At 67.4% G+C, this 14,508-nt stretch carries 14 protein-coding genes; 6 read left to right on the top strand and 8 right to left on the bottom strand.

Annotated elements, in window-relative coordinates; genetic code table 11:
- Positions 1 to 17 precede the first annotated feature (17 nt).
- A complete protein-coding gene (locus GGR13_RS12200) occupies positions 18 to 1,103 on the top strand; it encodes a hypothetical protein (RefSeq protein ID WP_183213825.1) in 1,086 nt (361 codons plus the stop codon).
- The gene (locus GGR13_RS12195) at positions 1,100 to 2,206 is read left to right on the top strand and encodes a DUF2336 domain-containing protein (RefSeq protein ID WP_183213824.1); all 1,107 of its coding nucleotides are present in this window, start codon (positions 1,100 to 1,102) and stop codon (positions 2,204 to 2,206) included. The genes GGR13_RS12200 and GGR13_RS12195 overlap by 4 nt, the downstream gene beginning before the upstream one ends.
- Positions 2,207 to 2,269: 63 nt before the next feature.
- On the opposite strand, the gene GGR13_RS12190 is transcribed toward GGR13_RS12195, so the two are convergent.
- The 3 genes from GGR13_RS12190 to cysK all read right to left on the bottom strand — a co-directional run bounded on the left by GGR13_RS12190 (position 2,270) and on the right by cysK (position 5,207).
- Positions 2,270 to 2,704 (bottom strand): Ros/MucR family transcriptional regulator, encoded by a 435-nt coding sequence (locus GGR13_RS12190; protein ID WP_183213823.1) that lies wholly within the window; start codon positions 2,702 to 2,704, stop codon positions 2,270 to 2,272.
- Positions 2,705 to 2,866: 162 nt separating this feature from the next.
- Entirely contained in the window at positions 2,867 to 4,084 is a 1,218-nt protein-coding gene (locus GGR13_RS12185) for a DUF2336 domain-containing protein (protein WP_183213822.1), read from the bottom strand.
- 130 nt (positions 4,085 to 4,214) lie between these two features.
- Positions 4,215 to 5,207 carry a cysteine synthase A gene (gene cysK, locus GGR13_RS12180; protein ID WP_183213821.1) on the bottom strand — a complete coding sequence of 331 codons (993 nt, stop codon included), beginning with the start codon at positions 5,205 to 5,207 and terminating at the stop codon, positions 4,215 to 4,217.
- A 223-nt stretch (positions 5,208 to 5,430) separates the two neighbouring features.
- Between cysK and GGR13_RS12175 the strand changes: the two genes are divergently transcribed.
- Both GGR13_RS12175 and GGR13_RS12170 read left to right on the top strand, forming a co-directional pair.
- Positions 5,431 to 7,812, top strand: a complete 2,382-nt coding sequence (locus GGR13_RS12175; protein WP_183213820.1) for a TonB-dependent receptor — start codon at positions 5,431 to 5,433, stop codon at positions 7,810 to 7,812.
- 29 nt (positions 7,813 to 7,841) lie between these two features.
- Positions 7,842 to 8,525, top strand: coding sequence for a Fe2+-dependent dioxygenase (locus tag GGR13_RS12170; protein ID WP_183213819.1), 684 nt, complete (start codon positions 7,842 to 7,844; stop codon positions 8,523 to 8,525).
- 67 nt (positions 8,526 to 8,592) lie between these two features.
- On the opposite strand, the gene GGR13_RS12165 is transcribed toward GGR13_RS12170, so the two are convergent.
- The gene (locus GGR13_RS12165) at positions 8,593 to 9,333 is read right to left on the bottom strand and encodes a sulfite exporter TauE/SafE family protein (protein ID WP_183213818.1); all 741 of its coding nucleotides are present in this window, start codon (positions 9,331 to 9,333) and stop codon (positions 8,593 to 8,595) included.
- A gap of 41 nt (positions 9,334 to 9,374) precedes the next feature.
- On the bottom strand, positions 9,375 to 10,151 hold the full coding sequence (locus GGR13_RS12160; protein WP_183213817.1) for a LytTR family DNA-binding domain-containing protein: 777 nt from the start codon (positions 10,149 to 10,151) through the stop codon (positions 9,375 to 9,377).
- A gap of 159 nt (positions 10,152 to 10,310) precedes the next feature.
- On the opposite strand from GGR13_RS12160, the gene GGR13_RS12155 reads away from it, so the two are divergent.
- Positions 10,311 to 11,282, top strand: a complete 972-nt coding sequence (locus GGR13_RS12155; protein WP_183213816.1) for an alpha/beta hydrolase family protein — start codon at positions 10,311 to 10,313, stop codon at positions 11,280 to 11,282.
- Here GGR13_RS12155 and GGR13_RS12150 read toward each other — a convergent pair.
- Both GGR13_RS12150 and GGR13_RS12145 read right to left on the bottom strand, forming a co-directional pair.
- Positions 11,267 to 11,977, bottom strand: a complete 711-nt coding sequence (locus GGR13_RS12150) for a DUF6456 domain-containing protein (RefSeq protein ID WP_183213815.1) — start codon at positions 11,975 to 11,977, stop codon at positions 11,267 to 11,269. The genes GGR13_RS12155 and GGR13_RS12150 overlap by 16 nt on opposite strands.
- A complete protein-coding gene (locus GGR13_RS12145; protein ID WP_183213814.1) occupies positions 11,974 to 12,342 on the bottom strand; it encodes a helix-turn-helix domain-containing protein in 369 nt (122 codons plus the stop codon). Before GGR13_RS12145 ends, GGR13_RS12150 begins: the two co-directional genes overlap by 4 nt.
- Before the next feature lie 341 nt (positions 12,343 to 12,683).
- Between GGR13_RS12145 and ctrA the strand changes: the two genes are divergently transcribed.
- A complete protein-coding gene (gene ctrA / locus GGR13_RS12140) occupies positions 12,684 to 13,385 on the top strand; it encodes a response regulator transcription factor CtrA (protein ID WP_183213813.1) in 702 nt (233 codons plus the stop codon).
- 66 nt (positions 13,386 to 13,451) lie between these two features.
- On the opposite strand, the gene GGR13_RS12135 is transcribed toward ctrA, so the two are convergent.
- Positions 13,452 to 14,423: an alpha/beta hydrolase gene (locus tag GGR13_RS12135; protein ID WP_183213812.1), complete on the bottom strand. Its 972-nt coding sequence runs from the start codon at positions 14,421 to 14,423 to the stop codon at positions 13,452 to 13,454.
- Between the last annotated feature and the right edge of the window lie 85 nt (positions 14,424 to 14,508).

The following is a 14,508-nucleotide window of genomic DNA, read 5'->3' as shown; positions in this document are numbered from 1 at the left end:
CGGAACGGGAGCCCGAAATGCGCCTGACCGTGAGCCTTCCCTCTTCCAGCCGTCCCGTGATGGCCTCGATTTCGGTTCTGGCGGGCTGCCTGGTTCTGGCTTCGCCCGTGATGGCCCAGCAGCGCGTCTCCAGCCCCGCAGACGGTCGTTCGCCCGGCATGCGATACCTGACGTGGCCGGGAAAGAACGAAAACCCCCGCCTGTCGGCCCCGGCTATTGCCCCGTCCGCTGAGCCCAGGGACGAGACGGACTCTCGCGGCCCGATCCTTTCGATGCCCAGCCAGCCGCTGGTTGCCCCGGTCGCGACCCGCTACAGCGCCCGCACCAGCCCCGGCCCGACCCCGGCCAGTGCCTGGGTCACGGCGGTGCCCGCCCCCGTCTCGAACTATGCTCCCGCGCCAGCCCCCGTCTATGCGACACGCAGCGTCGTGATGCCGGAGCCGCCGCGCGGCTATCCGCCGGCACTGCCGCTGGAAGCCGCGCCGGTTCGCATGGCCCGGACCGCCGAGGCGCCGGTCCGCCCGACCCCGACCTACAGCGCGCCCCGATACGAGGCGCCGACCTCCGTTCCGCCTCCCGCAGAGGCACCCGGACTTGAGCCACCCCGGTTCGAAGCCCCGCGGTACGAGGCGCCGCCGCCTGCGCCGGTCCGGGAAGAGGCTCCGGTCCCCGTTGCTGCAGATACCGGGCCCGCCTCACCTGCTGTGTCGGCCGTCGACCCCTATGCACCCCGTCCCGACGCCCCGATCTTTCGCCTGCTGAACCGGGGCACCCAGCCTGCGGCGGCCGCGACCCCAGACTCGGCCAGCGAGACCGCACCAGAGCCATCGCCCGCAGCCGCAGATCGCCCGGCACCGCCGGCTCAGCCTGCACCCCAGGCCTACCCGGCTACGGCCGCAGACACCGACCGCACGCCCCGCCGCTACTCCGTACACCGCGCCAATGGCCAGTCGCCGGACCGCGTGCCCCTGCCTGACCCCGTCCTGCTGGACTCGGCCCCGGTCGATCTGGCCGAACCGCCAGAGACCCCGACCGTGGTCCGAAACATCAATGGCCGTCTGACCGCCATCACGCCCGCATCCGAGGATCCGGCCCAACCATGAGCACACCGACGATCGACACACGCGTCGCCTCCCGCCTGCCGGACCTCATTGCGCTCGCGCAGGAGCCTTCGAGCGAGAAACGCCGGGCCCTGCTGCGCGAGCTGACCGACCACTTCTTCGGGTCGCCCGTCCGCACGGCGGCCGAGGATGCGCTTTACGACACGGTCCTGTCGGAACTGTCCGCCGACATGGAAGTCGCGGTCCGGGCGGAATTGTCGACCCGCTTCTCCACCAGCCCGAGCGCGCCCCGGGGACTGATCCGTCGCCTCGCCCATGACGAGGCGGCCGTCGCCGGCCCGGTGCTGCGCAACTCCACCGTCCTGACCGACGAAGACCTGCTAGGGGTCGTGAAGGCCAAGGGCCAGGAACACATGCGGGCCGTCTCCGAGCGGCAGACGGTCTCCGAGGCGGTTTCCGCCCTGATCGTGGAACGCGGCGACGACACGACCCTGCACACCCTGTTGCGCAACGACGGAGCCCGGCTGTCGCGAGAGTCGTCCGAGACGGTCGTCGAGCGCGCCAAGGCCAACCCGGCCCTTCACGAAGCCACGGTCGAGCGCAGCTCGCTTCCGCCCGACCTGCTGAACGAGATGTATTTCGTGGTCGAGGCGCGCCTGCGCCAGCAGATCCTCGAGAAGAATGCGGCCCTGGATCCAGCCCTGCTGGAAAGCGCCCTGGCCGCCGGTCGCACCCGTGTGGCCACGGTCGACGGCGTCCTGCCCGCCGACTATGCCGAGAGCCTGGCCTATGTCGAGGAGCTGCGGGCCGCCAACCAGTTGTCGCCCCAGATGCTCGCCCGCCTTCTGCGATCCGGGTCGAAGACGCCCTTCCTCATTGCCCTCGCCCAGCTGGCGGACATCGATTTCCGGACGGCCCAGACCATCGTCGAGCGTCGGGAGCTGGACGCCCTGTCGGTCGTCTGCAAGGCCGCCGACCTCGACCGTTCGCTGTTCCTGACCTATGCGGTCGTGATGCTGAACACCGATGGCGACGCCATGGGCAAGGCCAGCGCCTATGCCCGTCACTATGCCGAGCTCACGCGCGAGGCGGCGCTGCGGACCCTTCGGTTCTGGCGGATGCGCCGGACCAACCTGGCCGCCTGACCCGCGGACAGCAAAAAGCCCGCCTCCTTGCGAAGGCGGGCTGATCTGACGCTGAGGGTCGGCCTATTTCTTGGCCGCGGCGCGCGGTGCACGGGCGGGTTTGCGTCCGCCCTGACCCAGGCCCATCTGCTTGGCCAGGTCCGAACGGGCCTTGGCATAGTTGGGAGCAACCATCGGATAGTCCTTGGCCAGACCCCATTTGGCCCGGTAATCCTCGGGGCTCATGTCGTATTTGGTGCGCAGGTGACGCTTCAGCGACTTGAACTTGCGACCATCTTCCAGACAGATCAGGAAGTCGGGGCTGATCGACTTGCGGATCGGCACGGCCGGTTCCTTGGGTTCTGGTGCAACCTCGACCACACCGGTCGAAACGCCCGACAGGGCAGCATGGATGTTGGCGATCAACGAGGGCAGATCATTCGCCGAGACACTGTTGTTGCCAACATAGGCCGACACGATGTCCGCCGTCATTTCCAGAAGTTCGCTCTTGTCGTCCATGCCGGGGTGTTCCACTTGCTGCGTCCTTGGTATGACTTATCGCATGACCGCGATGATGCTTTGCGTCAATACGGACATTCTAGATAGATAGCAATGTCACCGGCAACCACTCGTCATAATCAAAACTGATCAGACATCGGGGGATTTCGAGCCGCGTTCGCCTCAGCGCCCGAAGTTTTCCGCCAGCGCAAGCATGGCTGCACGCTCCGGAGCCGAATAATCGTCCAGCAAGTCGCTCTCGCCGTCACGAATCGCTCTGAGCAAGGCAGGTGTCAGGGCCGAAGACAGGGACCAGTTCCAGTAACGCAATACCGTCTGGGCACGATCCACAGCCAGCATTTCAAAGGTCACGCTGACGCGCTCCCAGGCCGGATGGGGCTGGCCATCTGCCGTGGTCTCGGGGCGTTTCATCGAACGCCAGAGACCGGCAAGATCAGTGCGCGTGAGACCCGTCGCCTTGCACAGGATCGCAAGCGGCTCTCCGCCGACATCGCCCAGGATCTTGGCTCCGGTCAGCGGCTTGATGCCGGCCAGATAGGCGATCTCCGAGGCCACTTCGCGGTTCAGTCCACCTTCGGCTGCCACGGCAACGGCGTGTTCCAGGCTGCCGTAGGGCGACTTGGCGATGGCGGCGCGGTTGCGCTGGCGGCGCTCGATGAACTGCAGGGCCTTGCGCGAGACCGGATCCGACCAGCCCTCCTCGGCCGCCATGGCGAACACGTCCTCGACGACTTCCTGCATGACTTCGCGCGAGACGGCGAAACGCTGAAGGATGGTGCGTCGGTCGTCCGGTGCGCACCACCAGAACATCACATAGGCACCGGACGGGCGGAGCTCGGGCCGTTTCAGCAGATGGCTGCACAGTTGCGGGTTTTTGCGGGTCATGCTGACCACGCCTTCGACAGCCACCTGGGACAGGCGGGCGGTCGGGTTGCGCAGCACTGCCTCAATGACGGCGACCTCGCCGAAACTCATCAGCGCCTCGGTCACGACCTCGGAGAGGCTGCGACGGCTGGCCATCATGAAGCGGTGCTCGGTACTGGCGTCACGGGCACAGGACACCAGGTCGGCATCGCTCAGCGAGGCGCACTGTTCGATCAGCAGCTGGGCGATGTCCGGGTCATCGCGCAGCAGCATCCGCGCCAGGCTGTTTGGAAGTTCGGCCAGGGGCGCCAGCCGGGCGGCGACCCGCTTGCGGTCGCGGGCGTCGGCCAGTCTCAGCATCTCGACCAGCAGGTCGCCCGTGACCGACCGTTCGAAGGCATTGATGCGACTGGCAGGCAGGGAAACGACATCCGCCAGCCGCTTCAGCAACGCGTGGCGCGCGCGCAGGGTCGGTTGAGGGGCTTCGTCAGCCGGGATCGGTGCGACGTCGTTCATGTCGCGAATAGAGTAAACCCGATGAGGTTAACCGGTCGTGACATCCCGGCCCGAGGCCCTGGCGGGATCATGGAGCAACAGACCGGTCGACCGCCAAGGATTCAGCCGTGGGACCGCAGCAACGGCCGGTTCAAAGGCCCTCGAACAGGGCCGTCGACAGATACCGCTCGGCGAAGCTGGGGATGATCACGACGATGGTCTTGCCCGCATTCTCGTCCAGCGCGGCCAGCCGGAAGGCGGCGGTCAGGGCCGCGCCGGAACTGATCCCGACCGGGATACCCTCGGTCCGGGCCACCTTGCGGGCCATCTCGAAACTGTCCTCGTTGGAGACCTGTTCGACGCCGTCGATCACGGACAGGTCGACGATGGAGGGCACGAAGCCCGCCCCGATCCCCTGGATCTTGTGCGGGCCCGGTGCTCCGCCGGACAGGACCGGCGAGGCTGTGGGCTCGACCGCGATCATCCGCACGGACGGCTTGCGGGCCTTCAGGGCCTGGCCCACGCCGGTGATGGTGCCTCCGGTGCCGACGCCGGCGATGACGATGTCGACCGCGCCTGCGGTGTCGTTCCAGATCTCCTCGGCCGTCGTGACCCGGTGAATCTCGGGGTTGGCCTTGTTGTCGAACTGCGCCGGGCTGATCGAATTCGGCGTCGTTGCCAGCAGGTCCTGGGCCTGGGCGATCGCGCCCTTCATGCCCTTTTCGGCGGGCGTCAGCACCAGTTCCGCGCCCAGCAGGGCCAGCATCTTGCGACGCTCGATCGACATCGATTCCGGCATCACCAGGATCAGGCGATAGCCCTTGGCCGCCGCGACGAAGGCCAGGCCGATGCCGGTGTTGCCGCTGGTCGGTTCGATCAGCACGGTTCCGGGACCGATCCGGCCCGCCTGTTCCAGCGCCTCGATCATCGCCACGCCGATCCGGTCCTTGACCGAGGATGTCGGGTTGAAGAACTCCAGCTTGGCCAGCACCCGGGCCTTGGCCCCGTGCTCTGCCGACAGCCGCGGCAGGCCGACGATGGGCGTGTCGCCGATGGTGTCGATGATGCTGTCGTAGACCTTGCCGCGCCCGGTCTTGAGATGACGTGAGGCGTCGTAGGCCGGAACAGGGGTGGCGTCGGACATGGCGATGGCTCCGGTCGTGAGGGTGGACCCAACAGATAAGCCTTGTGGCGTCACGGCAAGGGGGGCGGCGCGATCATTTCTGACGGGCCGCAGCAGCGGGACTGATTACAGCGAAACTGACCCGTCAATTGTTGCGATTGGTTCGCATTCTTTGTTGCAACCTGACGTCAAGGGTGTATTGCGAACGCATCGCATTTTCACTTTTCTGCTGATGGCCCTGCCAATGTCCGATTCCCGTCCTGCCTCGATCCGCGCGCTCCTGTTCGCCTCCACCGCCGCCGGCATGCTGTGCGCGAGCCCGGCCCTGGCGGCCCCTGAAAGCCCGGAACCGGCACCGGAAGCCGCTTCGATCCCGGCTACATCGATCGTCAGCGACGATGCGCAGGATGGACCCTGGCTCGGCACCATCGACGTCGACGGGCGGCGGACCGCGCGACAGCCGGTGTCTCCGGAGTTTGTCGCGCCCCTTGTCGACACGCCCCGGGCCGTGACGATCATCCCGCGCCAGATCATCGAGCAGACCGGCGCGACCTCTCTGCAGGACATCCTGCGCACCTCGCCGGGCATCACCTTCGGGGCGGGTGAAGGCGGCCAGCCGCTGGCGGACCGGCCGTTCATCCGGGGCCAGTCGTCGGGCAACAACATCTTCGTGGATGGCATCCGCGACAGCGGGGGCCAGCAGCGCGAGGTCTTCAACCTGGAACAGGTGGAGGTCATCAAGGGCCCCGATGCCGTCTATTCCGGCCGGGGATCCGGGGGCGGCAGCATCAACCTGTCGTCCAAGTCGCCGCGGCCGGAGCGTTTCACCGGGATCTCCGCAGGCGTCGGCACCGACGGCTACTGGCGCGGCACGATCGATCAGAACTGGAACCTGGGCCAGACCGCCGCGGTCCGCTTCAACCTACTGGGCACCGAAGCCGACGTCGCCGGGCGCGGCCCCGTGAGCTACGACACCTGGGGCGCGGCGCTGTCCCTGGCCGCCGGCCTGGGCACAGACACCACGGCCGTCGCCAGCTACTATCATCTGGATAGCCAGCAGCTGCCCGACTACGGCATCCCGCTGTACACCAAGCTGGCCGGGGCGACGGGCCCGCGTGCCAATGCCAGCGGCATCCTGGATGTCGATTACGACAGCTTCTACGGGCTTGAAGGCCGCGACTTCCTGAACAATACGGTCGACACCTTCACGTTCGAGATCAAGCACCGGATCAACGACAGCCTGTCGATCCGCAACGTCAGCCGTTATTCCGAAACCCTGAACGACTATCTGGTCACCAATCCCGGCGACGGCGGCACGGCACAGTTGATCGGCGGCGAATACTGGATGAAGCGGGGCACCAAGTCGCGCTGGAACCCGGCCATCACCCTGGCCAACGTCACCGACCTGACCGGCACAGTCTCGACGGGACCGGTGCGCCACAGCTTCAACCTGGGTGCCGAATTCACCCGCGAGACCAACCGGAACGCCAGCTATTCCGTGTTCGGCACGACGACCTCGGCATGCCCGGCGGGTTTCGTCATTGCCGCGGCGACCCTGGCCACTGTCGGTGGCGGCGACTGCACCCGCGTCTACGATCCGAACCCGGGCGATCCCTGGGCGGGGGTGATCAACCGCAGCCCGACCTCCACCACCTTCACGGAAACGGCGGGCGTCTATGCGTTCGACAGCCTGAGCCTGAATGACCGGCTGATCGCCAATCTGGGCATCCGCTGGGACCGCTACACGACGCGCGGAACCAACGCGGCGGCCACGCAGGCGGCAGGCGTCTGGATCCCCGGAGCCATCACGGTCGTGCCCGAGCAGGACTGGGACTTCGTCAACTATCAGGCGGGGCTGGTGTTCAAGCCGACACCGGAATCCAGCCTGTATGCCTCCTGGTCCACGGCCTCGACGCCCCCGACGATCTCGGCCGGCGACCAGAACGGCGCGGGCGGCCTGGGCACCGGCAGCCTGTCGACCACCGTTCTGGATCCGGAGGATACCGAGAGCTATGAGGTCGGGGCCAAGATCAATCTGTTCGACAACCGGCTGGCGCTCAGCGGTGCCGCCTTCCACCTGACCCGTCGCAATGCCGCCATTCTGGTCGGGCCATCGGCCACCGATTTCCAGCAGGTCGGAGAGGTCAGGGTCCAGGGGATCGAACTGGGCATCTCGGGCAACATCACCCCGGCCTGGCAGGTCTTCGGCGGCTATACCTGGATGGATTCCGAACTGGTCCGCGGGGCCGTGACGATCGTGGACGGGCGACCCGTTCCCAGCGCATTCGAAGGCGACCCCCTGGCCAATACGCCCGAACATTCGGCCAGCCTGTTCACGACCTACAGGGTCACGCGGCCGCTGAGCGTGGGGGGCGGCATCTACTATGTCTCGAGGAGCTTCGGCGGCAACCAGGGTGGCGCAGGCGGCGGGGCCAACCGCATCTTCGCCCCCGAATACACGCGGATCGACCTGTTCGCCGCCTATGACCTGACCGAACGGGCCAGCCTGCAGCTGAATGTCCAGAACGCGGGCGACGCGGACTACATCCTGCGGACCAATGGCGTGCATCACGCCGATCCGGCCCCGGCCCGGTCGGCGACCCTGGCGCTGAACCTGCGTTTCTGAGACCCGGCATTCCCGAAGACGAGGCCCCCATGCTGCTGCACATCCCCGAGGTATTCACCGCCGATGAGGTGTCCACCCTGCGCGCGCGACTGGATGCCGGTCCGTGGGCGGACGGCAATGCCACCTCGGGTCATCAGTCGGCGAGCGCCAAACGCAATGTCCAGCTGCCCGAGGACTGCGCGCTGGCGGTCGAGATCGGCGCGATCGTCAGACAGGCACTGGAAGCCAATCCGATGTTCGTCGCCGCCGCCCTTCCGCACACCATCTATCCGCCGCTGTTCAACCGCTATGCCGGCGGGCAGGCGTTCGGCAACCACATCGACAATGCCATCCGTCAGCAGCGCGGCGGATCGATCCGAATCCGCAGCGACCTGTCGGCGACGCTGTTCCTGTCCGATCCGGCCGACTACGATGGAGGCGAACTGGTCATCGAGGACACCTATGGGTCGCAGTCGGTGAAACTGCCGGCCGGCGACCTGGTGCTGTATCCGTCCAGGAGCCTGCATCGGGTCATGCCGGTGACGCGCGGGGCCAGGGTGTCGAGCTTCCTGTGGCTGCAGAGCCTGGTCCGCGACGACGCCGCGCGCGAGACCCTGTTCCAGCTGGATGTCGCCACCCAGAGGGTCAATCTGGACAAGGGACCCGGCGATCAGGCCGTGATCGAACTGACGGGCGTCTATCACAACCTGCTGCGCCGCTGGGCCGAGGTCTGATCGTCCATGTCGGGCAGCGCGTCCCGACAAACGTGAGCCACGTCGCGGTCAGAGGCCGCTCAGGCCCTCAGGTCAGGGCGATCTTGGCCGAGGCGATGACCAGCACGATGCCGAGCGCCTGTCTGAGGCGCCCGGGATCCAGTTTCGAGACCCCGAAGCGCGTGCCGATCACGGCTCCGACGGCCACAGCCGCGATGAACCAGGGCAGCTCCGCCGGCAGCCGGCCGATGCTGGTCAGATTGCCCGCCAGCCCCGCCATCGAGACGCACAGGATGAAGCCCGCCGAGATGCCCGAGGTCCTGCGCGTGGCCTCCCAGCCCATCAGCAGGATGACCGGCGACAGGAAGATGCCGCCCCCGGTGCCGGTCAGGCCGGACAGGACCCCGATCAGGGCTCCGACGCCCACGGCGATCAGCAGGTGGGGCGGCCGGGGCTCTTTTGCCCGGCTAAGGTCCGTCGGCCAGATCATCCGGACCGCGGCCAGCAGCAGCACCACCGCGATCAGGGGCTTGTAGACATCGTCCGGCAGGGTGAACCGCCCGGCGACGAAGGCGGCCGGCACCGCCCCCAGCACGAAGGCGGCCATCAGCCGGCCGTTGAACTGTCCGGCACGCACAAAGCGCCAGGTCGTGAAACTGGCCACCAGTACATTCAGCACCAGGGCCGTCGGCCGCATCGTCTCCGGCGCGACGGCAAACAGGGCCATGATCGCCAGATAGGCCGACGCCCCCGCGTGTCCGACCGAGGTGTAGAGCATGGCCGCCAGCATCATGAGGCCCGCCATCAGGGCGACGGTGACGGGGTCCATTCAACGCTCCGCGGTCTGGAGAGGCTTGGTCCGCTTCACGATCATCGCTCGTTTCTTCCCCTGTTCGGATCGTCCAGCCAGCCCGCGGCGCGCAGGGTCGAAACCGCGGACCGGGCGACGGGGGCCTCGATCCCGTTCGTCAGGACGAGCCGAAAGTTACGTCCCTCGGACCGCACAGCGGCGACTGCCGATCGGGCCACCCACCATGACCGATGTATCCTGAGGCCCTCTATGCCGGCGACCTCGGTGACCGCCTGGCTGAGCGGCATCAGGACCAGACGCGATCCGTCGGGCGTGTGCACACGGACATAGTGGTCCTCCATCTGCAGGCACAGAAGGTCGTCGCGGATGCGCAGGGTCCCGCTGCGATGGCCCTCCACGGCGGGAGCCACGATGACTCGACCCGGTCGAAACCTCAGAAAGTAAAAGGCCGAGGCATAGGCGAGGGCGATGACGAGCGACTGGACGAACCATTCCAGCGGCCGCACCGCCTGTTCGAGCTCGGGCCAGATCGCGATGGCCGTGAGGCGGCTCAGCGTGCTGAGGGGCAGGTTCAGGACAAGGACAACGCCGGGCAGCCAGACCCAGACCGGGATTTGCGCGCGCGCTGCCGGTCGCAGCATTTTCCGGATGACGATTCCGTGGACCGCTCCGCTGACCATGAAAACGCCCACCCAGTAAAGGATGCGCATGGCGGCACCCTCGTTCAGATAGCTTCCGAACGGTCCGAGGATCCCGAGCAGTCCGCCGACCACTGCGCAGACCCCCAGATCGATGGCCCAGGCGCGGGGCGTGTTCCACTCGGTAGCGAAGGCCATGGTCATGGCCCCAGCTTAACGGTGACCCGAGGCGAGACAAGCCGCGGGTGCCTGATCGCCGGGTCACGAACCCGTTCGCCCGTTGGCGAAGCGACGCTCGATCCGGGCAGGCCCCTGCCGTCAGTAGACCCACATCGCTGACCCAAAGGACACCTGATCATGCCCCTCCTGAACCGCGCCACATGCCACACCCTGAAGGCCCTGCTTGCCGCGGCATTCCTGATGACGGCCGCGTCTGGCGCGACGGCCGAGCCCCTGTTTCGGACGTTCACCCTGGCCGACCCGGCAGGGGCGCCGATCGAGGTCGGAGTCTGGGTGCCAGACGACGCCGACCCGGCCCGGTCCTATCCGCTGGTGGTCATGTCCCATGGAAATGGGGGCTGGTTCCGGAGCGCGAGCGATACCGCCATCGCCCTGGCCGAGGCCGGATTCGTGGCGGCGGCCCTGACCCATACCGGCGACAACTGGCAGGACCAGAGCAAGGCGACCGACATGCCCGACCGGGTCCGGCAACTGGGCCTGCTGATCGATCACATGGTCGTCGAAGGAGCCGGACCCGTGCCGGTCGATGCCGACCGGATCGGGGCCTTCGGGTTTTCGGCGGGCGGGTTCACGGTTCTCGCGATCGCCGGCGCCATCTCTGATCCCCTGGCCATCGCCCGCCACTGCCAGAGGGACAGCCGCTTTTTCGAATGCGGGATGATCGCCCAGACATCGCAGGCCGATCTCGTCTGGGGTAACTGGCACCGCGATACGCGGGTGAAGGCCATCGTCAGCGCGGCCCCGGCCCTGGGCTATTCCTTCACCCCGGAAAGCCTCGAGGGTCTTTCCATTCCCGTGCAGCTCTGGAGGGGGTCACAGGATCAGGTTCTCCCCTCCCCCCATTATGTCGAGCCGGTCCGGGACGGGCTGGGCGGCAGGGCCGACTACCGTGTCGCCGAGGGGGCCGGACATTTCGACTTCCTGCCCGTCTGCGACGAAATCCTGGCACGGGCTGCGCCGCAGATCTGCACACCGACGCCGGGTTTTGACAGAGGGGCGTTCCGATCCGCCTTCAACGCCGAGGTGGTCGCCTTCTTCGACCGGACCCTGAGCCCGCGCGCAGGGAGGGACCCTCAACCCATTCCATAGTGTTCGGCCAGCGCCTGGAGGCCCTGTTTGAGGATCGTCTTGCCTTGGCGGCGGCGCAGGCCCGCCTCGCGCTCGGCCAGCTGGAGGGAGGTTTCCTGAAGGCAGACGCGGACGACGAAGGGCCTGAGGCGGGGGCCGACGGCCTGAAGCGCGGTCTCGACCCGGCGGCCAGCGTTGACGGCGCGATCGCCGGGCTCGACCCGCAAAGCCGAGCCGCCGCCGCTGCGGGGCAGGGCGTCCCAGCGCATGGTCACCGACGCCCCCGAGCCGGCCATTTCCGCATCGCGCCGCAGTCGCTCGCCCGCCGCGACCTCGGCCGGCGTCAGCCACGGGCGTCCCGCAGGATCCCGTCGCCGGGCCAGCCAGGCGATGGGGCTCTCGCCCAGATTGGCGGCGTGCTCCACCAGCCGCCCGCCTGCGTCCATGACGAGGCGGATCCCGTCGATCCGGCCCGGACAGCCGGGTGCCGGACCGGCCGGCGATCGCGGCTCCCGTCTTGCCAGCCAGCCACCCCCGGGTCGCGACTTCAGCCCGGGGGTCTCGACCAGGCCCCGGAAGACGATCTCGTCGACCGTCAGCAGGACGCGCGAGCGGCGGTCCGGTCCCATCCGGAGGCCATAGCCGGTACCATGGACATCGATCCAGGCACCGGACCGGCCCAGCAGGCTGCGGGCGCGGGACAGCCGTCCGGTCACGACGGCGCTCCGGGAGCCAGCACCAGGGCCGGGCCTTCGCAGATGTCGCGAATGGTCGCCTCCATCCGCTCGATCACCGCGTCCAGCTCGGGCCGATCGCGGGCATCCTCGGCCCAGCGGCAGGCCATGGCCACGGTTGACCGGTTGAAGCCGAAGGCATGGCCGACCCTTTCCAGCGACCAGCCGAACCCGACGTGGGTCAGATACATCGACAGCCAGCGCGCGCGGCATACCTGCGGGGCCTGTCGCTGCCGCGAGACCATCCGGTCCGAGGGAATACAGGTGGCCAGCGCCACCATCTGCATGGCCAGACCGGCCTTGATCTGGTCGCCTTCCGCCACCCTTACGCGATATCGTTCCGTCATCCGTCTTCTCCTGCCATCGTTCTGACGGCAACACTGTAGGGGTCGCCAAACCTGGGACAGGAATATGTTCCTACCACACGACAAAGTCGGTCGCATTACCAAGGCATACCTGTGATTGCAGGGGCGAGGTTGGGAGAGGATGCCGGCCCGAGCCGGACGCAGGGTTTATTTGGCCACAGTTGACTCGAAGGGCCTCGACGCCGATTCGCAAATCAGCCTACGATTCGCCTCAATGGTTGGGCTTTAACCCTTCTTAAGGTTTTGGGGCTTTAAGTCCCTAACATGGTTACCCGTCCGCCTCGGTCGGGACTAACGGTCAAGCTTTGCCTGGAGGGGCATTAATGCGTGTTCTGCTGATTGAAGACGACCACGCCACGGCGCAAAGCATCGAGCTGATGCTGAAGTCCGAAGGCTTCAACGTCTATACGACCGACCTTGGCGAGGAAGGCATCGATCTGGGCAAGATCTATGACTACGACCTCATTCTTCTTGACCTGAACCTTCCGGACATGAGCGGCCTGGAAGTCCTGCGCCAGCTGCGCGTCGGCAAGGTCAATACACCGGTGATGATCCTGTCGGGTTCGACCGAGATCGAAACCAAGGTCAAGACGTTCGGCGGCGGTGCCGACGACTACATGACCAAGCCGTTCCACAAGGACGAGCTGATCGCCCGGACCCACGCCGTGGTCCGCCGCTCCAAGGGCCATGCCCAGGCCATCATCCACACCGGCGAGATCGCCGTGAACCTGGATGGCAAGACGGTCGAGGTGCACGGTCACCGCGTCCATCTGACGGGCAAGGAATACCAGATGCTGGAGCTGCTGAGCCTTCGCAAGGGCACGACCCTGACCAAGGAAATGTTCCTGAACCACCTGTACGGCGGCATGGACGAGCCCGAGCTGAAGATCATCGACGTCTTCATCTGCAAGCTGCGCAAGAAGCTGGCCACGGCCGCCGGCGGCAAACACTATATCGAGACCGTCTGGGGCCGGGGATATGTCCTGCGCGACCCGTCGGAAACCGCCCAGAGCGTCGCCGCCTAGATCAGGCTGCGATCGAAAGATCCGACGCCCGCCGGGACACCGGCGGGCGTTTTTCGTTGGGCGGGGTCACGCCGCCGTGGTCAGCCCGTGCCGGGTCAGGAATCCGGTCAGCAGGCCGGGCCAGGCCGCCGCCGGATCCGCAGGGTTCAGGCCGCCCAGGCTGTGACCGCCGACCTCGAACAGATGCATCTCCGACTGGATCTTCTGCGCGCGCAGGGCGGACCACATCATCAGGCTGTTCTCGACCGGCACGACCGGGTCATCCGCCGCCGCCGCGATGAAGGTCGGCGGCGCATTCGCCGGGACATGGCGTTCCGCCGAGACGGCATTGCGGGCCTCCTCGGACGGGGCGTCGCCCAGCATCTCCTTCAGGGAGCCCCCGTGGGCATGCGGGGCCGTCAGGGTCACGACCGGAAAGAACAGTCCGCAGGCGGCGGGGCGGGTCGACAGGGCGTCGGCCGCATCGAGCGGCGCATAGGCCGGCTGCTCGAACCGGGTCGCCACGCGGGCGGCCACGTGGCCGCCGGCCGAGAAGCCCAGCACGGCAACCCGTTCCGCATCGAGACCCAGCGACGGCGCGCGGGCCCGGATCACCCGGATCGCGCGCTGGGCATCCTGCAACGACACGTCCGCACCCGCCGCCCAGCCGTCCGCCGGGAGCCGGTAGTTCATGACGAAGGCCGTATAGCCGAGACTGGCCAGCCACCGATCGATCGTGCCGCCGGCCCGACTGACAGCCACACGACGGAACCCGCCGCCCGGGATGATGAGGACGGACGCGCCATTCGAGACCGCAGGACGGCGCATCATCAGAAACGGCCGGGTCACGTGCAGGAAGGCCGTGTCGTTCGGATCGCCGCCCGGGGTGCGCAGGATGACCTCCTCGGTGACCTGAACCGCCTCCCCGCCCGGAGCCTCGCCGGGCCAGAGCGGCGTCACGCTTACGTCCGGCGTGCGGGCCATGCCGACCGCGGGCATGGCCCCGACGGCGGCGGCGAGGCCCAGCAGATCGCGACGCCCCGGCTTCCAGATCGACATGACCGCCCTCCACCCAGAGTTACCGGAGATCATCCCCGGACCAGACCCAACCGACGCCCCGACTCTGGCCAAAAAGACGCGGCAA

Source organism: Brevundimonas variabilis, from assembly GCF_014199945.1.
GTDB classification, from domain to species: Bacteria; Pseudomonadota; Alphaproteobacteria; order Caulobacterales; family Caulobacteraceae; genus Brevundimonas; species Brevundimonas variabilis.
The sequence above is the reverse complement of the archived record's forward strand: the minus strand, read 5'-3'. Positions and strand labels throughout refer to the sequence as shown.